The 24,909-nt window shown below is 43.1% G+C and carries 30 protein-coding genes and 4 pseudogenes; 15 read left to right on the top strand and 19 right to left on the bottom strand.

The features are described from left to right. Positions 1 to 12 precede the first annotated feature (12 nt). Positions 13 to 384 (bottom strand): EthD domain-containing protein, encoded by a 372-nt coding sequence (locus tag LRQ06_RS12745; protein WP_232766876.1) that lies wholly within the window; start codon positions 382 to 384, stop codon positions 13 to 15. 436 nt (positions 385 to 820) lie between these two features. On the opposite strand from LRQ06_RS12745, the gene LRQ06_RS12740 reads away from it, so the two are divergent. After that, complete coding sequence (locus LRQ06_RS12740) at positions 821 to 1,048, top strand: hypothetical protein (RefSeq protein WP_232766874.1); 228 nt, start codon at positions 821 to 823, stop codon at positions 1,046 to 1,048. Between the two features lie 15 nt (positions 1,049 to 1,063). Here LRQ06_RS12740 and LRQ06_RS12735 read toward each other — a convergent pair whose 3' ends face one another. Then, a complete protein-coding gene (locus tag LRQ06_RS12735) occupies positions 1,064 to 1,237 on the bottom strand; it encodes a hypothetical protein (protein ID WP_232766873.1) in 174 nt (57 codons plus the stop codon). Between the two features lie 121 nt (positions 1,238 to 1,358). On the opposite strand from LRQ06_RS12735, the gene LRQ06_RS12730 reads away from it, so the two are divergent. Together LRQ06_RS12730 and LRQ06_RS12725 are read left to right on the top strand one after the other, a co-directional pair. Continuing rightward, positions 1,359 to 2,324: an SPFH domain-containing protein gene (locus LRQ06_RS12730; protein ID WP_232766872.1), complete on the top strand. Its 966-nt coding sequence runs from the start codon at positions 1,359 to 1,361 to the stop codon at positions 2,322 to 2,324. 84 nt (positions 2,325 to 2,408) lie between these two features. Further along, positions 2,409 to 2,873, top strand: a complete 465-nt coding sequence (locus LRQ06_RS12725) for an NfeD family protein (RefSeq protein WP_232766870.1) — start codon at positions 2,409 to 2,411, stop codon at positions 2,871 to 2,873. A 33-nt stretch (positions 2,874 to 2,906) separates the two neighbouring features. On the opposite strand, the gene LRQ06_RS12720 is transcribed toward LRQ06_RS12725, so the two are convergent. The 6 genes from LRQ06_RS12720 to LRQ06_RS12695 all read right to left on the bottom strand — a co-directional run bounded on the left by LRQ06_RS12720 (position 2,907) and on the right by LRQ06_RS12695 (position 7,374). After that, positions 2,907 to 4,232 carry a diguanylate cyclase gene (locus LRQ06_RS12720; protein WP_232766868.1) on the bottom strand — a complete coding sequence of 442 codons (1,326 nt, stop codon included), beginning with the start codon at positions 4,230 to 4,232 and terminating at the stop codon, positions 2,907 to 2,909. A gap of 18 nt (positions 4,233 to 4,250) precedes the next feature. Then, the gene (locus LRQ06_RS12715) at positions 4,251 to 5,135 is read right to left on the bottom strand and encodes a TIGR02285 family protein (protein WP_232766866.1); all 885 of its coding nucleotides are present in this window, start codon (positions 5,133 to 5,135) and stop codon (positions 4,251 to 4,253) included. 105 nt (positions 5,136 to 5,240) lie between these two features. After that, the gene (locus LRQ06_RS12710) at positions 5,241 to 5,468 is read right to left on the bottom strand and encodes a cysteine-rich CWC family protein (RefSeq protein WP_232766865.1); all 228 of its coding nucleotides are present in this window, start codon (positions 5,466 to 5,468) and stop codon (positions 5,241 to 5,243) included. A 19-nt stretch (positions 5,469 to 5,487) separates the two neighbouring features. Beyond that, entirely contained in the window at positions 5,488 to 5,817 is a 330-nt protein-coding gene (locus LRQ06_RS12705) for a zinc ribbon domain-containing protein YjdM (protein WP_232766863.1), read from the bottom strand. 188 nt (positions 5,818 to 6,005) lie between these two features. After that, the gene (locus tag LRQ06_RS12700; RefSeq protein ID WP_232766861.1) at positions 6,006 to 6,824 is read right to left on the bottom strand and encodes a queuosine precursor transporter; all 819 of its coding nucleotides are present in this window, start codon (positions 6,822 to 6,824) and stop codon (positions 6,006 to 6,008) included. Further along, positions 6,811 to 7,374, bottom strand: a complete 564-nt coding sequence (locus LRQ06_RS12695) for a helix-turn-helix domain-containing protein (RefSeq protein WP_232766859.1) — start codon at positions 7,372 to 7,374, stop codon at positions 6,811 to 6,813. Before LRQ06_RS12695 ends, LRQ06_RS12700 begins: the two co-directional genes overlap by 14 nt. Before the next feature lie 131 nt (positions 7,375 to 7,505). Between LRQ06_RS12695 and LRQ06_RS12690 the strand changes: the two genes are divergently transcribed. Next, positions 7,506 to 7,751 carry a hypothetical protein gene (locus tag LRQ06_RS12690; protein ID WP_232766857.1) on the top strand — a complete coding sequence of 82 codons (246 nt, stop codon included), beginning with the start codon at positions 7,506 to 7,508 and terminating at the stop codon, positions 7,749 to 7,751. A gap of 53 nt (positions 7,752 to 7,804) precedes the next feature. On the opposite strand, the gene LRQ06_RS12685 is transcribed toward LRQ06_RS12690, so the two are convergent. Together LRQ06_RS12685 and LRQ06_RS12680 are read right to left on the bottom strand one after the other, a co-directional pair. Beyond that, complete coding sequence (locus LRQ06_RS12685) at positions 7,805 to 8,032, bottom strand: hypothetical protein (protein ID WP_232766856.1); 228 nt, start codon at positions 8,030 to 8,032, stop codon at positions 7,805 to 7,807. A 106-nt stretch (positions 8,033 to 8,138) separates the two neighbouring features. Beyond that, entirely contained in the window at positions 8,139 to 8,618 is a 480-nt protein-coding gene (locus LRQ06_RS12680) for an aminoacyl-tRNA deacylase (RefSeq protein ID WP_232766855.1), read from the bottom strand. Positions 8,619 to 8,680: 62 nt separating this feature from the next. Between LRQ06_RS12680 and LRQ06_RS21220 the strand changes: the two genes are divergently transcribed. The 6 genes from LRQ06_RS21220 (at position 8,681) to LRQ06_RS12655 (ending at position 14,640) form a co-directional block, all read left to right on the top strand. Next, the gene (locus LRQ06_RS21220; protein WP_373054832.1) at positions 8,681 to 9,052 is read left to right on the top strand and encodes a LysR family transcriptional regulator; all 372 of its coding nucleotides are present in this window, start codon (positions 8,681 to 8,683) and stop codon (positions 9,050 to 9,052) included. Next, positions 9,016 to 9,567, top strand: coding sequence for a LysR substrate-binding domain-containing protein (locus LRQ06_RS12675; protein WP_308218829.1), 552 nt, complete (start codon positions 9,016 to 9,018; stop codon positions 9,565 to 9,567). The genes LRQ06_RS21220 and LRQ06_RS12675 overlap by 37 nt, the downstream gene beginning before the upstream one ends. A gap of 303 nt (positions 9,568 to 9,870) precedes the next feature. Next, positions 9,871 to 11,259: a cytochrome ubiquinol oxidase subunit I gene (locus LRQ06_RS12670; protein WP_232766854.1), complete on the top strand. Its 1,389-nt coding sequence runs from the start codon at positions 9,871 to 9,873 to the stop codon at positions 11,257 to 11,259. 10 nt (positions 11,260 to 11,269) lie between these two features. After that, on the top strand, positions 11,270 to 12,268 hold the full coding sequence (gene cydB / locus LRQ06_RS12665; protein WP_232766853.1) for a cytochrome d ubiquinol oxidase subunit II: 999 nt from the start codon (positions 11,270 to 11,272) through the stop codon (positions 12,266 to 12,268). Between the two features lie 108 nt (positions 12,269 to 12,376). Further along, complete coding sequence (locus LRQ06_RS12660; protein WP_232766852.1) at positions 12,377 to 13,099, top strand: SDR family NAD(P)-dependent oxidoreductase; 723 nt, start codon at positions 12,377 to 12,379, stop codon at positions 13,097 to 13,099. Further along, on the top strand, positions 13,096 to 14,640 hold the full coding sequence (locus LRQ06_RS12655) for a cryptochrome/photolyase family protein (RefSeq protein ID WP_232766851.1): 1,545 nt from the start codon (positions 13,096 to 13,098) through the stop codon (positions 14,638 to 14,640). The genes LRQ06_RS12660 and LRQ06_RS12655 overlap by 4 nt, the downstream gene beginning before the upstream one ends. An 18-nt stretch (positions 14,641 to 14,658) precedes the next feature. Here LRQ06_RS12655 and LRQ06_RS12650 read toward each other — a convergent pair whose 3' ends face one another. Together LRQ06_RS12650 and LRQ06_RS12645 are read right to left on the bottom strand one after the other, a co-directional pair. After that, positions 14,659 to 14,847: a DUF1289 domain-containing protein gene (locus LRQ06_RS12650; protein ID WP_232766850.1), complete on the bottom strand. Its 189-nt coding sequence runs from the start codon at positions 14,845 to 14,847 to the stop codon at positions 14,659 to 14,661. Positions 14,848 to 14,878: 31 nt separating this feature from the next. Further along, positions 14,879 to 15,316, bottom strand: coding sequence for a hypothetical protein (locus LRQ06_RS12645; protein WP_232766849.1), 438 nt, complete (start codon positions 15,314 to 15,316; stop codon positions 14,879 to 14,881). A 340-nt stretch (positions 15,317 to 15,656) separates the two neighbouring features. On the opposite strand from LRQ06_RS12645, the gene lpdD reads away from it, so the two are divergent. Then, on the top strand, positions 15,657 to 16,049 hold the full coding sequence (gene lpdD / locus LRQ06_RS12640) for a prenylated flavin chaperone LpdD (RefSeq protein WP_232766848.1): 393 nt from the start codon (positions 15,657 to 15,659) through the stop codon (positions 16,047 to 16,049). Positions 16,050 to 16,055: 6 nt separating this feature from the next. On the opposite strand, the gene LRQ06_RS12635 is transcribed toward lpdD, so the two are convergent. Next, a complete protein-coding gene (locus LRQ06_RS12635; RefSeq protein ID WP_232766847.1) occupies positions 16,056 to 16,472 on the bottom strand; it encodes a MarR family winged helix-turn-helix transcriptional regulator in 417 nt (138 codons plus the stop codon). A gap of 206 nt (positions 16,473 to 16,678) precedes the next feature. On the opposite strand from LRQ06_RS12635, the gene LRQ06_RS12630 reads away from it, so the two are divergent. The 3 genes from LRQ06_RS12630 to LRQ06_RS12620 are packed head-to-tail and all read left to right on the top strand — an operon-like array spanning position 16,679 to position 18,954. Then, on the top strand, positions 16,679 to 17,260 hold the full coding sequence (locus LRQ06_RS12630; protein ID WP_232766846.1) for a non-oxidative hydroxyarylic acid decarboxylases subunit B: 582 nt from the start codon (positions 16,679 to 16,681) through the stop codon (positions 17,258 to 17,260). 18 nt (positions 17,261 to 17,278) lie between these two features. Further along, entirely contained in the window at positions 17,279 to 18,718 is a 1,440-nt protein-coding gene (locus tag LRQ06_RS12625; RefSeq protein ID WP_232766845.1) for a non-oxidative hydroxyarylic acid decarboxylases subunit C, read from the top strand. Further along, the gene (locus LRQ06_RS12620) at positions 18,718 to 18,954 is read left to right on the top strand and encodes a non-oxidative hydroxyarylic acid decarboxylases subunit D (RefSeq protein WP_232766844.1); all 237 of its coding nucleotides are present in this window, start codon (positions 18,718 to 18,720) and stop codon (positions 18,952 to 18,954) included. Before LRQ06_RS12625 ends, LRQ06_RS12620 begins: the two co-directional genes overlap by 1 nt. A 902-nt stretch (positions 18,955 to 19,856) precedes the next feature. Here the strand turns inward: LRQ06_RS12620 and LRQ06_RS12615 are convergent. The 6 genes and pseudogenes from LRQ06_RS12615 to LRQ06_RS12595 form a co-directional block, all read right to left on the bottom strand. Beyond that, the gene (locus LRQ06_RS12615; RefSeq protein WP_232766842.1) at positions 19,857 to 20,336 is read right to left on the bottom strand and encodes an Hsp20 family protein; all 480 of its coding nucleotides are present in this window, start codon (positions 20,334 to 20,336) and stop codon (positions 19,857 to 19,859) included. Positions 20,337 to 20,577: 241 nt separating this feature from the next. Further along, entirely contained in the window at positions 20,578 to 22,176 is a 1,599-nt protein-coding gene (gene groL, locus LRQ06_RS12610) for a chaperonin GroEL (protein WP_232766841.1), read from the bottom strand. A gap of 32 nt (positions 22,177 to 22,208) precedes the next feature. Then, positions 22,209 to 22,499 carry a co-chaperone GroES gene (locus LRQ06_RS12605; protein WP_232766840.1) on the bottom strand — a complete coding sequence of 97 codons (291 nt, stop codon included), beginning with the start codon at positions 22,497 to 22,499 and terminating at the stop codon, positions 22,209 to 22,211. 155 nt (positions 22,500 to 22,654) lie between these two features. Further along, positions 22,655 to 22,762, bottom strand: a pseudogene (locus LRQ06_RS21215) (DUF2391 family protein); the annotation flags it as partial. Then, positions 22,745 to 22,891: pseudogene (locus LRQ06_RS12600) on the bottom strand (IS630 family transposase); the annotation flags it as partial. The pseudogenes LRQ06_RS21215 and LRQ06_RS12600, both read right to left, overlap by 18 nt. Positions 22,892 to 23,333: 442 nt before the next feature. Next, positions 23,334 to 23,663, bottom strand: a pseudogene (locus LRQ06_RS12595) (transposase); the annotation flags it as partial. A 55-nt stretch (positions 23,664 to 23,718) separates the two neighbouring features. Between LRQ06_RS12595 and LRQ06_RS12590 the strand changes: the two are divergent. Beyond that, positions 23,719 to 24,744, top strand: a pseudogene (locus LRQ06_RS12590) (IS630 family transposase). Positions 24,745 to 24,909: the final 165 nt, after the last annotated feature.

The following is a 24,909-nucleotide window of genomic DNA, read 5'->3' as shown; positions in this document are numbered from 1 at the left end:
AAAACCTCAGATTTAGATCACGGTCACCTCATTGCTATACCACATTCTCGATTGAGACAAATCAACAAACCGCTTCTCATCAGTAATGATTTCAGCCAGCGCCAGTGTGCCTTCCGGACTGTTTTTACGGCTCAGGTGACTTTCCATACTTGGGTACCAAAGCTCAGCGACCCCATCAAATTCAACGTCCGTCATATTCCTTAATGAAGTAATATCAGACTGAGCGCGATTCGAGCGCACCGCATGACTCTGAACGTATTTTTCAATGCTTAATACATTGGCATGTTTTTTTATCAACCGGGCATGATTGTTTACCCAGTGCTCCAGAAACTCGTCGTAACTCAATTCGGGTAGCCGCTTTACAATGCATATTAATTTAATCATTTGATATTCTCCTTATAACAGACGTTTATTTTAAAGTCTGACAGTAGTGTCAGAGTCAAGAAGAATAGGAAAACTGGTGGTTCAGAAGGTTAATACGGCTCAATAGAAAATCTATTTCTGACTTATTATGATTTACCCTGGCAACTGAAAATTTGTTTAATCCTGTTATCCGTTTCATCAAAAATTTGGATAACATCACTCTCTGCCAATACAGCCCTTCAACTTTCTGCTGATGTACTATCATATATAGGAGAGGAAGATAAGGAAGACTGACGAATAGCACTAACGCCTTAAAATTAAAACTGTATTTCTAATGACATCAAATCTTAACGTTGTTCCTACGTCCTGATGCTAATCTTCTAATACAAAGAGAGTACCTTACCACTATCCAATGGGCCCCTATTGAGCAATCAATAATGACTACGGAGATACTAACATGTTGGCTGACAGTAACACGATTAAGTCCCCGTCCTCAATGAAAGAGGTTAATCACTTGAATAATGAAGACTTTCTTTCATTAAAGCACGAGCAAGCTGAAGAAAATAATGCAAAACTGATGAATGCAACCCGGGAGTTATACAAAGCGATGCTATCGGAAGACAAAGAAAAAATCAGGCATTATGCAGAGCTGATGGGCTATTACGGCCTTGAGGTCTGGAAATAGGGGCGCGAAATGCCCCTATTTTTTACCGGCAGTAAACCGGATCTCTTTAGCAACAACACACTCACCCCCAAACCAAGTGCCATTCCCGTGACTAATCAACCATTCATCTTCATCAACGTAGTTGCCTACCGGATACACCCGCACCGTCATTTCTAACTTATTGATATTTAGAGGCGATAAAATTAACATCAGAACTGTCTCAATCTATGAACCCTGATCCAAAAAAAAGTAAATTCTCAAATTTAGCACTATCCCTAATACTTTAGTTTATGAGATCGTTTGCTAAGCAAAATTGTAAAAGGTAACCATCATGGACTACATATCGTCTAGTTTAGTGACAACAATCGTTATTGTTGTTTTTTTTGTTCTTCTGCTCCGAATGGCTTTTATCATCGTTCCTCAGCAACATGCTTATGTGGTAGAACGATTGGGAAAATATTCCCGGACACTGAATTCCGGGTTAAATATCATCATTCCTGTTCTGGATAAAATTGCTTACCGGCATTCATTAAAAGAAATACCAAGAGATACGGCCGCTCAGACCGTCATTACTAAAGACAACATTTCTGTCACCGTCGATGGTATTGTCTACTACAGGGTCATTGACCCCAAACAGGCTTCATATGGCGTCGAAAATTATGAATTTGCCATCACGAAACTGGCACAGACAACCCTTCGTTCTGCTCTTGGATCACGTGAACTGGATGCCATCTTCGAAGAAAGAGACCAACTGAACTCTGCCGTCTCTGAAGGCGTCAATCAAGCAGCTGAAACCTGGGGCGTTCAGTTACTGAGATATGAAATCAAAGACATCAATCCACCTGAATCCGTCATGGCCGCAATGGAACAGCAAATGAAAGCTGAACGTCAGAAAAGGGCATCCATTCTTGAAGCAGAGGGAGCTAAAGCGTCGGAAATCGCAAAATCGGAAGGGGAAAAGCAATCTAAAATTCTGACCGCAGAAGGGGAAGCCAGACAAATCACTCTGGAAGCCACCGCAAAAGCCGAAGCCATCAGAATAAACGCTCAGGCTCAGGCCGAAGCCATCCGGATTAATGCAGAAGCTCAGGCCAAACAGTTTGCTGCAATTGGCGAGGCACTGAATGAGTCAAATAACCAAATGGCTATGAGTTACGATGTTACCCTGAAAGATATCGATGCGAAAAAAGCCATTGCCAAAGAGTCGAGTGTCATCGTATTGCCGGATCAGGGCAACGGATTGGCCTCCCTGCTAGCACAAAGTAAAGTCGTAACAGATCGCATACCGAAGATCTGACCATTGCTTTCTTATTGATAACAGGTGCCGAACCTGTTATCAGTACTCTGATATAACACTTTGTAAAAGCCGGAAATAATAAAAATGATCATTGAATTTTTCAACCAGCCTTATGGGCTGATCGCTATTGGTATTGTGTTGATCATACTGGATATGTTTGTTCTTGGATGGAGTACTCTGTTCTTTTCTTTTTTTGGTGGTGGCTGCCTGGTTGTTGCCGGATTAACTTACCTTGAATGGGAACATGTGACCACCCCAACTCAAAAACTGCTGTGGATCAGTGTCATTGCTTTTATTCTTGGTGTCATTTTCTTCCTGTTTATAAAGAAAAAATCCGATTCTGACAAAAATCAGACAGACATAGGACTAGTGGGTACAACTTTTGTCTTAGATAACGATCTTGAAGCCGGAAAAGAAGGTGCTACCCGTTTTTCCGGCGTAATGTGGAAAGTCCGGTCGAAAGAAAACCTGAAAGCCGGTACAAGGGTAATAATAAAACACTGTGAGGTCGGACGTTTATACGTAGAATCGCAGGAAGAAATTAACTGATGCAAATAACAAAAATAACTCAGAAGGATAACGCTAAACAACTTCTACCCGGTTACGACCATTCATTTTAGCCCGGTAGAGAGCTTTATCCGCCTGATTTACCAGCATTTCTAAATCATACGTTTTACAGCTGGTACTTGTTGTCATACCGATACTCACAGAGAAGTTGAAGTAAGAACTTTGAATCTTAATGGGAGTGTTTGCAAATTCATCACAAATTCTTTGGGCAACATTACTCACTTCTTCATCGGTAAGACCAATCTGCAGGATAATAAACTCTTCACCCCCATACCTAGCCAGCAAGTCATACTTCCTGGCGATGGTTTGGGTACAACAAACAAACTCCTGAAGAACCCGATCTCCGACCCGATGACCATGAACATCATTAATGAGTTTAAACCGATCCAGATCCAGCATCAAAACAGAAGCCGGTATTTCTTCTTTTTCCGCAAGATTCAGGTCGCGGTGAGCCAATTCCCTGAAAGCCCGACGGTTTAAAATCCCAGTTAAAGGATCTGTCGAAGCCAGCTCTTCCAGTTTTTTATTTGCGGACATTAGTTCCCGGGTTCGTTCTTCAACCAGTGACTCAAGCTGAATTTTATGTTCTCTGAGCTCTTTTTCAGAATCTTCGTGTTGTTTCTGGACATTCTGCAAACGCCTGAGTAAAAGGTTAAGCAGGCTAGTCATATGTCCCAGTTCATCATTTTGATGAAAATAGTCTACTTTCAGATTATCTTTAGGTTCTTTGGGATCAATATTTTCAATTTGCCGGGCAATACTCAGGAGTGGCCGGGTCAGAGTAAAATAAAACAAGCTGAGCAAACAGACACTAAATAACACATTTCGAATAACACTGCCGAGCAGATTCCGGAATGACCGCTGGTAGAACTGGTTCGCCACATAATTACTGTTCAGCCATACCTTTATATAACCAATATTACCGACCACACCAGGGTAAATGACAGCGAAGACCAAAGGTTTTTCTGTATCGAATAATAAATTAGATATATCCGTCATAGTGCCCGTTTTTACGTCTTTCTTACTGACACTAATCACCTCATTCACATCATCTATAATTCTGATTTTACTGAAAAGCTGATATTCATTCAGACCATCTGTGACGGTTTTTGCAAGAACATGATCAACATTGAAGACGGCTTGTGCTGCTTGCTGACGAACCGAATTGACAACATTTTTCGCATGGTTTCTTGTCGCTGCCTGCTCGTCCATCAAGTCCATGGCAATTGTTACCATGCTGATAATAATACCCAACAGAATTGCCAGAGTAACCGTAAGTACTGTCTGACGAAACCATAGCTGGCTTCTGACCATCAGAGGTGTATTCTTAAACGATACCATAAACGATCACTACCGGCCTTAGCCATTTACCCTGAAGAACTTGCTATAGACCTTACGGTAACGAATTTTGGATTCATCATCCAAAAACGTCTCGTAAAAGCTCCGGAAATCGTTACGTTTAACGGCATCTTTCATTAGAGCATCTATTTTTCTGACAACTTCTTTTCCCCAGGGGGTTTTAGAGCACCCAATATAACCGACTGTATAATCTTTTATTTCCCGGATGGGTAATACTTTAATACTGTTTTCCATATTAAGAGTCCGGGCATTAAACTGAGCTTCAACCGGTTGCTGCAATATTGCATCAATGTGCTTTTTAGACAACATCGATAGCAGTCCTTTAGGACTGTCCTTTCCAAGGCGATCAACAAAAACACCCGATGTCTGGTATTTATTTAAAAGGTTATCAATGGGTTTAGTATAAGAACGGCCATTAGTGTAGCCAATCCGGAACGAGTGAGACTTAATGATGTCTTCCAGCAATACTTTGCCGTCAGATCCGATAAACGGCTTAATCTTTTCTACATCAGATTTACGAATAATAAGACTGTTAGGAAGAAGCAAACGGGCCGGTCGGGTAAACGCCACAAATTTCTCACGGGCAGGGGTTTTCAACAACGTTACTGCGCAGGCATTCACCCCTTTTTCCATATCTCTCAAAGTTCGCTTGACCGGTGCCACTAAAATCTTATGGTCATATCCCTTAAGATTTTTAAACAAAAACTGTTCAATACGGTCTGAATAGCCCTTACCTGCATCAGGACCGTTTACGATACTCAATGGTGGAAATTCCGATTTATACCAGGTAATTATTTTTCCGGTATTGGCAACTGAGGTTTGCGAATATGTCAGTGATAAAACCGTTGCCGCGACTAACGCACAATTCAGAGCTGTTATCCCCATTTGGTTTCCCCATTGAGATCTCGGACATGAAGAATACCTTTCCCTATCTTAACTGTCCAGACCAGTTATATATAAAGTTAGCTTATGCGTTTTCCCCGAATCACTTTATCCGGATTTTTCGCCCTGAAACTTCAAAACACATGCCCTGCAAATACAGGCTTTTCCTCTTTTTTCCGGAGGAAGCTGAGCCAACAACGCTTTCGGAAATACAATCGAGGGATCATTGCACCAGCAAGATTTCATCACATCACTATCCCCTAAATTGACACATAAATTGGGCTGACCACATAAAGGACAAATAAGAGGGTCAGGAGTCATTGTATTTGGTTTCATTGCTAAGCCATTACCTTGATTAGGCTTTTTTCACAAACCTGGCGGTTACCCACATTTCGCCGGCCCCGTCAATTTTACAATCCAACTGATGATCCTTGCCATCAACAATACGTTTAATAACGGCTTTAGTTCCTATTTTCAACGTTTGTGAACTGCCTTTCACCTTCAGATCTTTTGCTAATGTCACCTTATCGCCTTCGGCTAAAACGGTTCCATTAGCATCTTTAAATGCTAATGCTTCCTCAATTTCTGAAGGATCCCACTCATAGGCGCACTCAGGACATACCAGATGAAGCTGATCTTCGTAAACATATTCAGATGAACAATTCGGACATGGAGGAAAAGACATAAATTACCATTAACACACTTTAAACAGGGTCACTATGGTAATGGCTATTGCCTTAAATGCCAAACCCGAAACTTATCGAAATGCTCAATACATTCAGTCAAACCGATAAAGTGAAAAACTTAAATAACTCAGAAAAACAAGAGCCACAATAATGTGGCTCCGAGTTAAATCGTATTCAGATTATCACCTTATACTTCACCGACAACCGAAGGCTGGTTCTCTATTGCAGGTTTACGAGCCCGATAGACAGCAACAATTAAATAAGTAATAGGAACCAGACAGGCAGCATAAATAACCTTAAACCCATAATTATCTACAATACGGGTAAGAAGAGCCGTATCAATTGAGGTGCCAAAGAATAAAGTGATCCACGCAATAGTGTACGTCAATTGTCCTGTGACAGTTGAAACGACACTTCTTAACCAAAGCGGACATGTTGCTAATCTGTATCGCATCAGCCTGAAAACAATATTATTCGTTTGATCAGCTATAGGTAATGTAAATGCACTAACCAAATACAACAAAGGGTAACTATCCATATGATTGTGAAATGCTGGGGAGTATGTATTTACGTTAAGACATATATATACTGCTGCACAAGCAAATAGCTGTATGGCGCTGGTTAAATACGTCAATCTACGGGCATATCGATACTGAAAGATTTCATTTACCGAATCGAGAATAACAAAGGTCAATGGAAAAATCAGAATCCCACCCGGCTGAACAGTACCCAATATATGGATCGTCACAGGTGAAAAAAGTGTTGTTACTAATAAAATGCCTATGTAAAAAGCATATAAGCCACCCAGCCAGAGAAAATCGTACTCATCCTTATGGGAAATATAACAACTGGCTAATTCCCTAATAGTGGCTCTATCTTTTCTATTAAATAATAAAAGCACATTTTTCTTCAATAAATCATTGGGTTGTGCATTTAATGTAGTCCCCGTATCCGACTGATACGTAATATTTGTTGCTGATGATTTTACTATTTTAAGCCATTTCATAATTAATTAACTCTTTCATTATTATTGCTTCTACTTTTCCTAACACCGACGGATTGTCTGGTTGATTTCCAGACAAATAATTCCATTCAATATGACTAAACTTGTCTATTCGTTGTGCGAGTGCGAACTCCTGCCGTTCCTCCACTAAAAAATACCCATCCCCCTGAACTTTTGGACTCAATATCACAACCTGACCATCAGGAAAGGTAGGTATATCAACCAATCCATAATGGTTTTCTGTGAATGTCATTCCAGAAATTTTAAAGGTACCAATCGATTTCTTTTTAAAATGCTTCATCGTATAAATGGGAAGTAAAGAAGTCAGCCCGTCAAATCCTGCATCAGGACTTCCCTCTCCGGTCAAAAGCCAGACAGACGAAATTTTCAGATACTCCGCAATTGCCGAGATATGTTTCTTAGGCGTCTGAATCCGTCCGTTGATAATATTGCTGATGTGACCTTTCCCAACGTTCAGATCCTGAGCCATTTGAGAAGCACTAATCCCTTTCATTTTGAGAATCTCTTTTAAGCGACGTCCGACATGTTCCATAAAAGTCCCTTCCCATTGTAATATAAAACAAATTTTATACTAACACAGTTTCATTATTTGTCGAAATAGGTGTATTATATAAACAATCATTAGTATTATTTTTTAATACCAGTTTTTAAGGATGGGTTTTTATGTCATTGGATAACGTCAATGGGTATCAGCCAATCATATCGGCTCAAATACAATGCATTAACGAACTACTATCAGGAATGAAAGAAGAAAGGCTTACATTGGTTCATGAAGACAGTAATTACTGCATCAAAAAAAGTCATAATGAACCGACGGACATGGATTATTCAACCATATTATTTCAGGGGAAAGGCAGAGCGTGCCATGTTTTTCTCAATGGATTTATGGCTTTCTTTTTTACAGAATGAATGACTATAAATAAGGTCTGTTCCGGCCTTATTTATAGTCGTTGACCGCACCGTTATTTAATTAAACCGATTTCTTTCCCTATCTTTATAGAATCAAAAGGCTGGGGAAATATCCTCTGAATTTTTTCTATCTCTTTAGTCTCCAGATTTTGTATATAGTGTTGATAATCTGCTGAGTGGATCAAAGTCTCTAACGCTTTCTTCTCAACTTCAGGTACACTTTCGGATGCACGAATCAATGCTTGTTTCTGTGCCTTTGAACAATTATCTCTGTTTGACATAGACAGATATAGAATAACCTTTTGCTACTTTGCAGAGCTAAAGAATCAAACAAATAATTCTGAAGATATTAATGAAGAAAGCCGGGCAACGATTCCCGGCTCTTATTTAGTGGAAGACCGGAGTACCAAAACGCAAACACTTACTGTTATTCATCAGTTTTCTAAAAGCTTCCCTGTCCAGCTTGATCAAGGTCTCATGATCGCCAGCTTCCAAATAAACATGATCTAACTCAGTAAGAGATTGCTCACATACTGATGTCATGTGGTAAATATTCCCCACAGGCGGAACCGCACCATGTTCACAATCATCAAAAAGTTTATACACTTGCTGTTCTTTCACGAAATGGTACGTTGCTTTCATCTCTTCATTTAAGACAGACAAACTCAATTTCGCATTCGCGGGTAAAACAGCCATAAGATGCTTCCCTTCATGGTCTTCTAATATCACACCTTTTGCTAAGTTCATTGGTAATATATTCGCGGTTTTCGCGCTCTGCCATGAACTATTACTGTGAGAATGACTCACAGTTTGATAGTGGATATTTTGCTCATTCAAATAGCGGTCCAGGCGGGCTATTATCGTCATATCAACCTCCGCATTTACCATACCCGTATTAAGTATAGAAACAGAACCCGCCTCTCGCCCTAATCCATGTCAGCCACAGAAACCGGATCCGCGTCATTTATCTGAAAAGAGCATTTTGGTCACTGGCAGGCGAGCGGTTAAATCTCACCCAGCCTGCAGTAAGTAATGCGTTAAAGCGATTGCGTAACAAGCTCAATGATCCACTGTTTGTCAGAACAACAGACGGAATGATACCAACCGCCTATTCTGAATCCATAGCGGGCGTAGTGACTGACTCTCTCAATAATCTCAGGGATTGCTTGTCATCTGAGAGCATTTTTACTGATGAGTCCACTCGCAGTTTTAGACTAATGCTTGGCGATTATTATGGAGCGGTCATCCTGCCGAGCCTGACAAGATTACTTCAGGAACAATCGCCAAACTATCACTGGTAACGACGCATATTGATCATACGGATGCGTACGAACAGCCAAGGGATGGAAGGATCGATCTCACCATTTCGACGGACCTGACCGGCGCAGGGCTCTATCAGCAACAGTTATTCGAGGATTCATATGTCACTTTAGCCAGAAAAAACCACCCTCAACGGGAAGGCAAGTTAACTCTGGATATTTACAGTGAGATCCCGCATGTTCTGTTCTCGTTGGAGGGGAAAGGAATAAGTAATATAGACACAGCACTAGCCGCTTATTCACTAACACGGAAAATCGCGCTGCGGATACCGCATATGTCGGTTATTCCGATGGTGCTTGAAAAGACGGATTATCTGGCAACGATTCCTAAACAACTGGCGGAACACTTCCTGACACGATATGAACTGAAAATGTACCGCCCGCCCGTAGACCTAAAACCATTTACCGTTTATCAGTACTGGCACCGTAGACAGCACCATGACCCTGCTTGTGCATGGTTAAGGAAGCAAATTAAGGAAAAGCTATACGCATCATGACGTACTAATATGGCCACCTCATCGAGCCCATATTAACGTGAAATAATCCACAGAAATAATGAACGTTAAGTATATAAATTACACTTAACCGTGATAAATCACTAAAAAGAAATCATCTTCTCCACAATATTTCCCGCAAACGTGGCCGGGATCCTATCTTCAATGTATCTAACTATGCATCAATACTTATACATTAAATTTCTTTGTATATGTCTATTTTTGTGTCTACAATCTGTTTATATCAAAAATTAACAGTATATTAATCTACCCTACCCGTTTAGAGTTACTTTAAGAGGAGTGGAGATGGACACATTAGCAATCGATCTGGCACGTTTTCAATTCGCTTTTACGGTTTCGTTCCATATTATTTTCCCTGCTTTTACGATTGGCCTGGCCTCATATCTTGCGGTGCTGGAAGGGTTGTGGCTGAAAACAGACCAGGATAAATATATCCAGTTATATAAATACTGGGTGAAAATATTTGCTGTCAGTTTTGGCATGGGAGTGGTCAGCGGGATTGTACTCAGTTATCAGTTCGGCACCAACTGGAGTGTGTTCGCCGACAAAACCGGGCCGATCCTCGGGCCACTGATGGGCTATGAAGTATTCACTGCTTTCTTCCTTGAAGCCGGTTTTCTGGGTGTGATGCTGTTCGGCATGAATAAAGTCGGCCGGAAACTTCACTTCGCTTCCACCTGTATCGTTGCTTTCGGCACCTTTTTATCTGCCTTCTGGATTCTGTCGGTGAACAGCTGGATGCAGACCCCGGCCGGATATGCCATCAACGACGCCGGGCAATATGTGCCACAGGACTGGCTGGCGATCATATTCAATCCTTCATTTCCGTACCGGCTGGTCCATATGCTGCTGGCGGCCTATCTGACCACGGCTTTCGTTGTGGCGGCAACCGGCGCTTACCATTTGCTAAAAGCCCCGCACAATCCACTGGCCAAAACCATGTTCTCTATGGCGATGTGGATGGCTGCGATTGTTACACCGCTGCAAATCCTCGCCGGAGACATGCATGGCTTAAATACTCTGGAGCATCAACCGGCGAAAGTCGCTGCCATGGAGGGTCATTTTGAATCTCATCAGGGAGCCCCACTGATTCTGTTTGGTATCCCGGATGAAGAAGCACAGGAAATGAAATATCAGTTGGCCATTCCCAAACTGGGCAGCCTGATTCTGACCCATGATCTCAATGGTACAGTACAGGGACTGGATGCCTTTCCGGCCTCCGACCATCCGCCGGTCTCGATTGTCTTCTGGAGTTTTCGGGTAATGGTTGGGATTGGCTTCGGCATGCTGGCCATTGGCTTGTTCAGCCTGTGGCTGCGCAAAAAAGGGCAATTATATCAATCTCCGCGTTTTCATCGTTTGTGTGTGGCCTTTGGGCCGTCAGGATTCATCGCCGTGCTGGCCGGTTGGATCACCACAGAAGTCGGCAGGCAACCGTTCACTGTGTATGGCCTGCTGCGGACAGCTGAGTCCGCATCACCTGTGGATGCCACTGCAGTCGGCGCCTCTTTGACAGCTTTTGTTATTGTTTACCTGTTTGTCTTTGGCGCCGGATTTTTCTATCTGATCAGACTCATGCGCAAATCTCCGACCCGCTATGAAACGCCGCCGGATAACCATCTGCCTGATGGCTCTGATGTCCCACCGGCATCGCACCCAAACCGGCTGTCTTAAGGAGGCATTCATGGATATTGCATTGATTTGGTATGGCATTATCGGGCTGGCGGTATTGATTTATGTCGTGCTTGATGGCTTTGATTTGGGCATCGGTATCCTGTTTCCCTCAGCCTCCGGGGAAACCGAGCGGGATCTGATGATGAACAGCATCGCCCCGGTATGGGATGGCAATGAAACCTGGCTGGTATTGGGCGGGGGTGGCTTGTTTGCCGTATTCCCTCTGGCTTACTCAGTCGTCGCGCCGGCATTGTATGCTCCGTTGATCATCATGCTACTCGGACTGGTACTCAGAGGTGTTTCTTTTGAGTACCGGTTTAAAACCAGAAAAGGAAAATTTATCTGGGATACCGCTTTTTTCACCGGTTCTCTGCTCGCAACCGTGATGCAGGGAATGATGTTAGGCGCCTTACTTCAGGGCATTGAAATCGAAGGCCGGGCGTATTCAGGCGGGTGGTTTGACTGGCTGACCCCGTTCACGCTGCTCTGCGGGCTCAGTACAATCTGTGCCTATACCCTGCTTGGTGGCTGCTGGCTGATGATGAAATTACCCAAAGATCTGGCTACCCGCTATGAAGGCGTGTCTAAACGCTGGGGAGCCGGCATGGTGATCTGTATTGCCGTGATCAGCCTGTGGCTGCCATTGACGAATGAGATGATTTACCGCCGGTGGTTTAACCTGCCTGACACGCTGATTTATCTGTCTATTCCGTTTGGGGCGGTCCTGATTATCTGGCGACTGTTCAAAGCATTGCAGGAGCACAGAGGGTTCCACGCCTATCTGTATGGTATCGGGCTATTTCTGATCTCTGCTGCGGGGTTTGCTATCAGCACTTATCCTTACATTATCCCGTATTCCCTCACCTATGCTCAGGCAGCAGCACCGGCAAACAGCCAGATGTTTCTGCTGGCAGGAACGGTGGTTCTATTGCCGACAATCATCGGCTACAGCGCCTACGCTTACTGGGTATTCCGCGGAAGACTCAAACATGGGGAGGGTTATCACTAATGCATACACAAGTAAAACAGTGGCTCTGGCTGATAGGCCTTTGGGTTGGCAGCGTGTCCGTTCTGTCTGTCTTCGCCTGGCTTATCAGGCTGATGATAGGCTGAAATCATGACATACAAAAACATCGTCGTCACCGGAAGTTCTGGTGCCATTGGCAGTGCATTTATCCGGCAGGTCGCTGAACGCTATCCCGATGCCACCATTCATGCGTTTTCCCGGCAAGGAACGGAGCCGACGCTTGCCGGAGTCAAAACACACTCCATTGACTATACTGATGAAAACAGCATTGACGCCGCGGTACAAACAGCAACACAGCTTGCCCCTGTGGATTTGATGCTGGTCGCGACAGGTCTGTTGCATCACGGACATCTGATGCCCGAAAAATCGTTAAAAGAGCTGACCGCAGCAAAGCTGCACGATGTCTTTGAGGCTAATACCATTGTCCCCGCCCTGTTTGCCAAGCATTTTTTGCCACGCATGAACCGGAAAGAACGCTCGGTGTTTGCTGTGCTGTCTGCCCGTGTCGGCAGTATTTCCGATAACCGGCTGGGTGGCTGGTATGCCTACCGGGCTTCGAAAGCGGCCTTAAATATGATCATTAAAAATGCCGCAATCGAGACCGGCAGGCTGAATAAAAACGCCATTGTCGCCGGGCTGCATCCCGGCACGGTCGATAGCCGCTTATCGCAACCCTTTCAGAGTAAGGTATCAGAAAAACAGTTATTTACCCCGGAAGAATCGGCCCGGCACCTTCTGAATGTCATCCATCACCTGACGCCAGAACAAAGCGGTCGCTGTTTTGCGTGGGACGGAAAGGAGATTCAGCCTTGAGCACATTACGGATTATTTTTGCCGATCAGTTATCTCAATCAATCTCCAGTCTTGAAGGCTGCAATACGTTGGACGATGTGATTCTGATGTGTGAAGTCCGCGAGGAAGCCACACACGTCAAACATCATCAGAAGAAAATTGCATTCCTCTTTTCAGCCATGCGCCATTTTGCCCGGGAACTGACAGAACAGGGGTATCCGGTCGTCTATGTCAAGCTCGATGATCCGGACAACAGCGGCAGTTTTCGCGGTGAAGTCAAACGCTTGGCTGCAAAATACCACCCGGCGCAGATAGTGGTCACCCACCCTGGCGAATACCGGGTGTTACAGGATATTCGAAACTGGTCGTCTGAACTGGGCATTCCGGTGGACATTCGCCCGGACCAGCGATTCTTATGTACGCCAGAAGCGTTTGCAGAGTGGGCCGGTCGTCGCAAACAGATGCGAATGGAATACTTTTACCGTGAAATGCGCCAGCAATACGATATTTTAATGGATAATGGAGCTCCGGTTGGCGGCAAGTGGAATTATGATGCAGAAAACCGGAAACCACCAAAAACCGGTCTGAATATCCCGGCGCAAAGCACCTTTCCACCCGATGAAATCACCACGGAAGTGATGCAACTGGTCTCCCGACATTTTTCCTCTCACTTTGGCCGACTGGAACCTTTCTGTTTCGCGGTCACCCGTCGGCAGGCGCTGCTTGTCTTAGAACAGTTTATTGAACAGAGACTGGTGTCCTTTGGCGATTATCAGGACGCCATGCTCGAAGGCGAACCCTGGATGTACCATTCGCATCTCAGTTTTTACCTCAACGCAGGGTTGTTGCTACCGATCGAATGTATCAAAGCCGCAGAAGACGCTTACACGCAAGGCAACGCGCCCTTAAATGCCGTTGAAGGATTTATCCGCCAGATTATGGGCTGGAGAGAATACGTCAGAGGAATCTACTGGCTTACTATGCCGGGTTATGCCCGTCACAATTACTTTGAGGCCACCCGCGATTTACCGGATTTCTACTGGCATGGTGACACCGACATGAACTGCCTGCGTCAGTGCATACAGGAAACCCGCGACAATGCCTACGCCCATCATATTCAACGTTTGATGGTGCTCGGGAACTTTGCCCTGCTCACCGGCATTGATCCCAAACAGGTCAATGAATGGTTTTTAGTCGTCTATGCCGATGCATTTGAATGGGTAGAACTACCGAATGTGTCCGGCATGATCCTGTTTGCCGATGGCGGTTATCTGGCCAGTAAACCTTACGCTGCCGGTGGCGGCTACCTTCATAAAATGTCCGACTATTGCAGGAATTGCCGGTATAAAGTAGCCCAAAAATCGGGCCCGGATGCCTGTCCGTTTAATTATCTTTACTGGGATTTTCTGGCCCGAAACCGGGAAAAATTGCGCACTAATGCCCGTTTGGGGATGATGTATAAAACGTATGACCGGATGAATGACGATAAAAAAACCGCCATTCAGGAAGCGAGTGCGCGGTTTTTGCTCAGTCTTGAGGGAGGGCGTGACGAACAGCCATAACAAGCGCCCAGCAAAGGCTTAATGATCGGCTTCTGTATTCATTTGAGACATTCTCTTACGCAACTCTTTTTGAAGAATGTTTACCGCATAGGGTTTCATTGTTTTCCATTTCTGACATTCCTCACGAGTTCTGCCGCAACCCAGACACCAGCCTTTAGCATGTGAAAAATCACAGATATCGATACAAGGGCTCTTTTGTTTCTTCATCTTTCTTGGTTGCCTTTCCGTCCGCTCAATATCAAAGCTTAAGTAAGATTTGTTCAACGCTGGCTTCGAGGGTACGGAGCCGGTTAAATTCTTCGAATAACCGCTGCTCCAGACTCTTAAAATTCAGTGGCAACGTTCTCTGGCAGATGCCATAGCTGCTGTCCAACATTTTATATCCCTTCCAGCCAGATATACGCTGTCCTTCTAATTCGATAAGTTGGCGAATGAACTCAGATTGTTCAGGGCAGTCTTCCTCGGCATGCATACACACCGGGAACGATTTCTGTTTTATTTGTGGTGCTTCGATAAACGTTTCGAAGTGAATACCACCTTGATTATGGTTAAACCAACTGTGTTTATAGAGCTGTAAGTAGCTGCCCCGGTTATAGATTTCCCAATCCTCATCAAACCAGCTTGCCTGACGCAGCATTTTTTCAAGGTTACGGAATACACCCTTTACATCTTTCATAAAAACTCATCTATCACTTAATTTCTTCACACAATTTATAAAGCAACACAAATGTTCAAAAGGCAAATCCCGGCGAACATAACAGGGCTACTAGCACGACGTTACCCCGAAACCATCCAGTTGGCAACCTTACTATCTATTTGGTAAGGGCGAATTGTCCCAACGCACTCCAATTCCCAAAGTCGAAGCAGTGGCGAATCTGAGCCGACTGTTTAATCAAATGGCGCAACGTATTGAGCATACTGTTCAGGGCTAAATCACTGTGAGCAGATGAATTTCCTATTATTTCGTTACCAATGAGAAAAATGCTAATATCCTTTTTTCAATCGAGTTCAACAAAATGAAACCATTCATATCTTCACAATCGTTGTATAAAGAAAAAGATAACATTAGCATCGAACTATTGGCTCTCTCTGTGGGTAATGACTTAGTCATTGTTATTGCAGGAGGGGATAAAGCCCATATTGGCGCATCAGCGTTATCACAACCCAGAGCCAGTCTCGAAAACCCTGATAAAATCAGTGCATCAACATCGGTTATGTGTGTCTTAGGCCACAAAGAAGATTTATTAGCTCACCATATCGCTCAAAAATTATCCGCTACCTTTAATTGCGTTGTAAATGTCACCTGCGGTATCCATATAGATAACGCCGACAGTTCAAAAATAAAAATAACACAGACACTTGTTAATGAATTATTAGATGATTTTATCAGTAGAGCAAATCAGCCTTAGTGAGTATTATGGCTTTGTCACTATCACGTTCAATAATCGTATAAACTCTGATTGCTCTTGTTTTGATAAACGAGATAGGAAAATATTATCAACATAGTTTGCTTTTGCTTTTTCCTGCTCAAGCAATTTGAGACCGTCCTGAGTCAAATAGACAAATCGACGTCGTTTATCTTTTTCGCCGGTTTGGCGATAAATTAAGCCTCGTTTTTCCAGTCTACCGACGATCTCTGCTAATGTCGCTTTTGTAGAGACAGATGCCTCCATCAACTCACCCTGTTCAACTCCAGGATTTAAAGATACAGCAAGCATAACGGAATATTGTGGCTTAGTAAGACCAGAAACCTCACTCTGCCAGTTTGCTGTATGTTCTTGAATTAATTTACGCATCAAATGGAAAATGCCATGGCCCGACTCAAACTGCATTTTGTAGATAATCCCAAATTACTTATTGCTAGCGGAAATTATATCACAGGATACTTATCTATAAGCCAGTGATACCGTTAGAAAATAAAAAGGTTCGTTGACGAACTTTTTTATGCATCTCTATTGATTTTCCCTTTATCACAACATAGCATAAGTACATTGTTCGTGTACGAACTATATGGTTATGATTGATATAGAGAAAATATATGAAGCTTATCGTTGGAATGACTGGCGCTACCGGAGCTCCTTTGGGGGTAAGTCTGCTACAAGCACTACAAATGATGCCTGATGTAGAAACGCACCTTGTAATGTCTCGTTGGGCAAAAACAACAATTGAACTAGAAACCCCCTACAGTGCACGTGAAATCAGTGCTCTTGCAGATGTCACATACAATTCATCAAATCAGGCAGCGGCGATTTCATCCGGTTCATTCAAAACCGACGGTATGATAATTATCCCCTGCAGCATGAAATCATTGGCAGGTATTCGCGCAGGATATGCAGAAGGGTTAGTGGCTCGGGCTGCAGATGTTGTGATGAAAGAAAACCGAAAGCTGGTGTTAGTCCCAAGGGAAACCCCACTGAGTACCATTCACTTAGAGAACATGTTAGCCCTTGCGCAAAAAGGCGTTACGATGATTCCACCCATGCCTGCCTGGTATAACCATCCCAAATCTATCGATGATATTAAGCATCACATCGTCGCTCGCGTTTTAGATCAATTCGATCTGGATTATCCAGAAGCCAAACGCTGGCAAGGACTCACCTTTTCAGAAGATTTAGATTAATTTACAAAGGAAAACACTATGGCATACGATGATTTACGCAGTTTCCTGCAATCATTAGAAGATAACGGGCAATTACTCAGAATTTCTGAACAAGTAAAAGCAGAACCCGATATAGCTGCAGCCGCAAATGCGACCGGCCGAATTGGTGAAGGTGCGCCTGCATTATGGTTTGATAATATTGAAGGTTTTACCAATGCTCGTATAGCAATGAATACCATTGGTTCCTGGCAAAATCATGCGATCTCGATGAACCTACCACCGAAAACGCCTGTCAGTGAGCAAATCTCAGAATTCATCCGTCGGTGGGACAACTATCCGATTGCACCAGAGCGACGTGACAACCCACCCTGGGCCGAAAACACGACAGAAGGGGATGACATCAACCTATTTGATATTCTTCCGCTATTTCGCCTCAACGATGGCGATGGTGGTTTTTATTTAGATAAGGCATGTACCATTTCTCGCGATCCGACAGATCCTGATAATTTTGGTAAACAAAATGTGGGTATTTATCGTTTAGAGGTAAAAGGAAAACGTAAACTGGGCTTACAGCCAGTACCAATGCACGATATCGCCATTCATCTGAATAAAGCGGAAGAACGAGGGCAAGATTTACCAATTGCTATCACACTGGGTAATGACCCGATCATTACCCTAATGGGAGCAACACCACTAAAATACGATCAATCTGAATACGAGATGGCAGGAGCGCTACGCGAAAAAGCGTATCCCATCACGACAGCACCACTGACAGGTTTTGATGTTCCCTGGGGGGCAGAAGTCGTTATTGAAGGGGTGATTGAAAGTCGGATTCGTGAAATAGAAGGACCATTCGGAGAATTTACCGGTCACTATTCCGGCGGGAGAAATATGACCGTAGTTCGCATCGATAAAGTGTCTTACCGAACCAATCCTATCTACGAATCTTTATATTTGGGTATGCCCTGGACCGAAATCGATTACCTGATGGGACCGGCGACTTGTGTCCCTTTATACCAACAGTTAAAGGCAGAATTTCCGGAAGTACAAGCCGTAAACGCAATGTACACTCACGGCCTATTAGCCATTATCTCAACGAAAAAGCGGTATGGTGGCTTTGCAAGAGCCGTTGGGCTTCGGGCAATGACAACCCCACATGGTCTGGGTTATGTCAAAATGGTCATAATGGTTGACGAAGACGTTGATCCATTCGACCTACAGCAAGTCATGTGGGCTATGTCTGCAAAAGTTAATCCGGCAGGAGATTTAGTTCAATTACCCAATATGTCTGTTCTTGAGCTGGATCCAGGCTCATCCCCTGCAGGAATCACCGATAAACTCATCATCGATGCAACAACTCCCGTTGCGCCAGATAATCGAGGTCATTTCAGCCAACCAGTAAAAGATCTACCGGAAACAAAAGAATGGATAACCAAATTAACTGAAATGATCTCTGCACAAAAACAGGAGAGTAAATAATGATTTGTCCACGCTGTGGTGAGAACAATATTGAAGTACTCGCAAAATCACAGGTACCTGATGTTTGGGAAGTTTACCAATGCCAACACTGCCTGTACACCTGGCGTTCAACCGAACCTTTACGACGTATCAGCCGGGAACATTACCCGGAAAAGTTTAAAATGACTCAGGAAGATATTGATAACGCACCCATGGTTCCTTCCATTCCGCCATTATTACCGGAAAATGAACGTTAACTGTTGAAAGCATCTTAAATAGCGGTCAATTTTTATTGGCCGCTACAATACTTCTTGTTGTATTTTTCAGGGAAAGTATCAATTGAGGGTCGGCAGTCATCGTCTTCGTCAAATAAGTTTTTGAGAATTTGAGATTTCAGCCCAGTTTCTTGGCTAGAAGACTCCATGTGAAAGAACTTTTGTAGTAAACCTACAACAGAAAATAGTCTATGCTGACTTAGTGTGCAAATTTGCTGACTTATTTTGCACATATCAAGATGTCGCTGAAAGCATAAAATGTCCTAACACCCCATTATAAACCAAGCCATTAATAACACAGTAAAACCATATTGTGTCCTAAGATGAAAGCATAAGGTGTCCTATTTTTTGTTTCAGCTTAACTCCAATGAATCTTGTGAAAGAAAACCACATACAGAACCAGATGTAATCATACCCAAAATCACACGACTAATCTTGCCATCGTAACAAGGTTTTGGACAGAAATGAGTCTGCAACGTTGCTAATTTAGCTAATCATGAATTAGTTAAAGTATAGTAACACGATTATTGGTTGGCACTTTTCTATATAAGCCATCATAGTTAAGCACACACTCTACGAGTATCTCAAACAATGAGTTAAGTGGATGGTAAAGACGGTCCATAATGCACACCTGAACAAGTTTGTGCACCAGCGTTTGATTAGTTCTATTGACAGTGATTCTATTAATACCGAACTTACCTCGATAATAAGTGATGACACCAAAAAAGCACCTTAGCCAATAAACATAGGACTAACTCGCCCGCTTTAATGTTAAAAAACGAATCACTGCTACAACTAAATTTGTCTGGTAATACCTACCCTATCATTTCTTTCTAAGCATTAAATGATAGGGTACAGAACATGTACCCTATCATTATTTAAATTTAAGCGGCTGCACCATCTTGGGTGATTTTCTCTTCAGCTTTGTGCTCTAGTACCTTACTATTTTGATTAATAGCAATGGTCTTTGGCTTCATCGCTTCAGGGATTTCTTTCACTAAAGTAATGGTTAGCAAACCGTTAGAAAGGTCCGCATTGGTGACTTCAACATAATCAGCCAGATTGAACTTACGTTCAAATGTTCGATTGGCAATCCCCTGATGAAGATACTTCCGCTCTTTATCTGCATCCTTATGGCCGCGTACAGTCAATACACCTTTTTCGACTTGAATATCAAGTTCTTCCTGAACAAATCCAGCTACGGCCAGAGTAATGGCATAGCGGTTTTCATTCAGAACTTCAATATTATATGGGGGATAACCGCTCACGGCCGTATCACTGGTTAATGCATGATCAATCAGTGAAGCCAGGCGATCAAATCCAACACTACTACGATATAGTGGAGATAGGTCAATTGAGTTCATAATATATCCTCCAAAGAAGCAACATATAACAAAAACAATGTTTATGAAAAAGTCTCTAGTAAGACAACCTTTTCACTTATTTATATAACGCTGAGATGTAAATAGATCAAGATTATTTATATAAAAGATATTTATTAAGCCGGTTAATAAATATCTAGTTTTTATAAACCCAGAACTCTCTATGTACCCAGCAATATTAACGTATATAAGAGCGAGCATAACTTGCCCGCTCATGCTCAAGTTACTGTGCCAACTCCTTATCTTTCGCCTTTTCAGAGATCATCGCTTCAGTGGTAACCATCAAACCAGCCACGGATGCTGCATACTGCAACGCTGAACGGGTAACCTTAGCCGGATCCAAAATCCCCATCTCGATCATATTGCCGTATTGCCCCGTTGCTGCATTGAATCCATAGTAAGCATCACCGCCTTTCACCGCATTAGCAACCACCGAGGCTTCATCACCCGCATTGTTTGCAATCTGGCGCAACGGCTCTTCCATTGCACGCAATGCCACTCGAATGCCCATATTCTGGTCGTCGTTGTCACCGGTCAAATCGGCTAACTCATTGGCTATCTTCGTCAGGGCAACACCACCGCCGGCAATGATGCCTTCTTCAACTGCGGCACGAGTCGCATGCAGAGCATCGTCAACCCGATCTTTTTTCTCCTTCATTTCCACTTCTGTCGCTGCACCGATCTTAATTACGGCAACACCACCAGACAGCTTAGCAATGCGCTGCTGCAGTTTCTCTTTATCGTAATTAGAACTGGTTGCGGCAATTTGTTTTTCAATGGAGGCTATGCGATCTCTGATGCTACTTTCACTGGCCTTTCCTCCCACGATAATAGTGGCATCTTTGGTGATGGTTACTCTCTTCGCGCTACCCAGTTGCTCTAACGTCACTTTTTCCAGTTCATGACCAAGCTCTTCACTGATAAGCGTTCCTTGTGTAAGTACAGCGATATCTTCCATCATCGCCTTACGGTTATCACCAAAGCCAGGCGCTTTAACTGCCGACGCACGTACAATACCGCGCATATTATTCACAACGAGTGTTGCCAGCGCCTCGCCCTCAATATCTTCTGCGATAATCAATAGCGAGCGGGACTGTTTGGCTACTTCTTCCAGTACCGGTAGTAATTCGCGGATATTACTTACTTTTTTGTCCACCATCAGAATGTAGGGGTTATCCAGTTCAACACTGCCCGATTCCTGGTTAGTAATAAAGTAAGGTGACAAATAGCCACGGTCAAACTGCATGCCCTCAACTACGGCAAGCTCATTATTAAGACCCTGCCCCTCTTCTACCGTGATCACGCCATTTCGTCCCACCTTCTCCATCGCTTCAGCGATGATCTCCCCGATTGCTCTGTCGCTATTAGCTGAAATGCTGCCAACCTGGGTAATCGACTCCTTATCACTGCATGGTTGCGCTATCTCTCTCAGTTTATCTACCGCAGCCTCAGTCGCTTTATCAATACCTCGTTTCAGGTCCATCGGATTCATACCCGAAGCCACAGCTTTCAGACCTTCATTAATCAGAGATTGAGCAAGAACCGTTGCCGTAGTTGTACCATCACCAGCTTCATCATTAGCCTTAGACGCAACCTGCTTCACCATCTGCGCGCCCATATTCTCGAACTTATCTTCCAGTTCAATCTCTTTTGCCACAGAGACACCATCTTTGGTAATGGTTGGTGCGCCAAAAGACTTATCAAGCACCACGTTTCGGCCTTTTGGCCCCAATGTTACTTTAACCGCATCAGCCAGTAGGTTAACGCCTTTAAGCATCTTTTGACGCGATTCATCAGCAAATAAAACTTCTTTTGCAGTCATGATTATCTCCTCAAAAAACAACGATAGTTTGATTACTCGACAATTGCTAACACATCAGATTCAGAAAGAATTAGGTACTCGGTACCATCAATTTTTTCCGCTTTTACCCCATACCCGTCATTAAAAATAACGATGTCATCGACTTTGACATCCAGTACCGCCCTCTCACCGTTTTCCAGCCGCTGACCTAAACCGACAGCAACGACTTTACCTCTATTGGATTTTTTAACGGATTGCGATGTAAGTACAATGCCTCCTTCAGACAAATTCTCCGCTTCAAGTCTTTCAACAATCAGTCGATCATTTAAAGGTCGAATATTCATGAGGTTAGCCTCCTATAATTACTCAAATAAAAGACATCATTATGATCAATAAAACGTAATACTGCGCTTTCGTTTTGCTATATAGGGACAAGAAAAATAGACTTCAAGAGGGGAGACAAAAAAATTTTCACGAGAATAAAGAAATAATTAAGACGTTACTCTTTATCAAAGCTATCGACGACAATTGCCCCCATATAAGAAGGCATTGATATAATAATGACTCTTTTTATCTCTACCAACGTATCTGAAAGCAGAGGAACTTTTGTGACAGTCTGTCCGTCAGCCAGAAGTAATATGGCATTCAAACGGCGATAATGGTCTTTATCCTTTGTCTTATGCATTTTTTTGATAATTCGGCGTCGCTCTGCATGGTCAGGTAATGTTAGAATCATGGCACTCTATACTGTCTTGTTCGTTTGGATTACTTATGTTGTTACAATGTATCGTCAGCTATCTTTAAGCAGCAGTGCAAATACGGCCGAATAGATAAGAATATTGAAGAACTAAAGCAACTTGTATCATGCTTGGCGGGAGAAAGAGCCAACATATATGAACTTGAAGATGCATATGAGAGGATGGCATATGCGATACAAGAAGCAGATCATAGTGTCACTTTACTTACAAGACACGGTCACAATAAAGATAGCAATCAAGTTAATATCCCTGAACGTGAGCAAAAGTCTAAAAATAAACCCAAATACTATAACTCCATGCTCAAGGCTATAAAAAGGAAAGATCAGGAACTGTGAACCGATAGGAGAGGTTCACTTGAATCCAGAAAGAGAAGTTGCTTAATAACTAAGCAAGTAGTGACAACTATCTTGAAAAACGCCGAGGCTGGCGATAGTCCACCTCTACTGTTCGTGCTCGTTTGCTTATGCTGGTGTAATTCGGTGAACGCAAATCTACATCTATCAGACGAAACAGCGAATCAATAAAGCCCTGTAGAGCACGGAGTGGCAAGTTGAAAATTCCTTTCAGCATCAGGGCAGTCTCTATCGCGGAATCGCTGAACTCATTGCTTCTACCTCTGCGTCCAGACGGCGTATCGCAGTACCAATTGGTGATTGCGGCGTCATTCATCCAGAAAGTCAGCGAACCTCGGTTTACGAGCGCTTGGTTGTATTCTTTCCAGTTGGTGATTTTTCTCTTCGATTTACCCATCTGATACCAATCACACTAATTTTATGATCTAATATCAGCTTCAATAGGAGCTGATATGACGACCCCTAACTTCCCAAAACTTATTCGTGAAACATCTGATGCCAGGATGCGTACGAGACTTCTTGCTATATCCCATTTTGTGGATGGAAAAAGCCGTACTCAGATCGCCAAATATTTAAAAGTCAGCCGTACCAGTGTCAATAACTGGGTGGCGGCTTATTTAAAGAATGGTGTTGAAGGCTTGGTAGAAAAGCAGCATACAGGCCGTCCTCCACGACTGACTGAAGATCAGCTATCTCAGTTAAAGCTGTACATAACTTCCAATGCGATTAAACCTGAAGGTGGAAGACTGCAGGGGACAGATATTATTGAATTCATCCATGAAGAATTTGGCCTATCGTACAGCTTATCCGCATCTATAAGATATTGAGAAAACTTGATTTAGTTTGGATAACAACGCGTTCAAAGCACCCAAAACAATCAGTAGAAGCGCAAGAAGCTTTTAAAAAAATTCCTAATAGAAACGATCCTTAAGATCCCAGGACATGTTGCTTTAAAAGATGTTCAAATCTGGTTTCAAGATGAAGCCAGATTTGGCCAGCGCAACACAACAACCCGAATATGGGCAGAAAAAGGGACTCGCCCCAGAGCGGTACAACAGCAGCAATTTGAGTATGCATACCTATTTGGGGCGGTATGCGTTAATATCGGAGAAGCGGAAGCTATTGTTGTTCCAATGAGCAACATGGAAGCAATGAAAGAGCAACTCAGGCTTATTTCACAATCAACACCCACAGACAAACATGCTGTCGTCATCATGGACCAAGCCAGTTGGCATCAAAGTTATCTTGCTGATTCATTTAAGAACCTGACTGTCATTCATATACCGCCCTATTCGCCGGAACTCAACCCAATAGAGCAGGTATGGAGTTGGTTACGTCAGAACGAAATAGGCAATAGGTGTTTTGAATGTTATGACGATATTGTCGACAAGCTGTGTAGTGCTTGGAATCGTTTTTGTGCAGACAAAAGTAGAGTCATTTCGCTCTGTTTTAGAGATTGGACTATATTGACCAGTTAATTAGTGTGATTGGTATTAGAACTTGCAAACTTGTATACATTCTTAGTTGCAGATGGTTTGCGAAGATTTCGAACGTACATAACTTGTCCCTTAACGTTGTAATAAAACAACCAAATTAAGTTTAGGACATTTTATGAGTTTTAAAAGGACAGCTTATGCTTTTAA

The organism is Vibrio salinus, from assembly GCF_021272385.1.
Lineage (GTDB): Bacteria > Pseudomonadota > Gammaproteobacteria > Enterobacterales > Vibrionaceae > Vibrio > Vibrio salinus.
The sequence above is the reverse complement of the archived record's forward strand: the minus strand, read 5'-3'. Positions and strand labels throughout refer to the sequence as shown.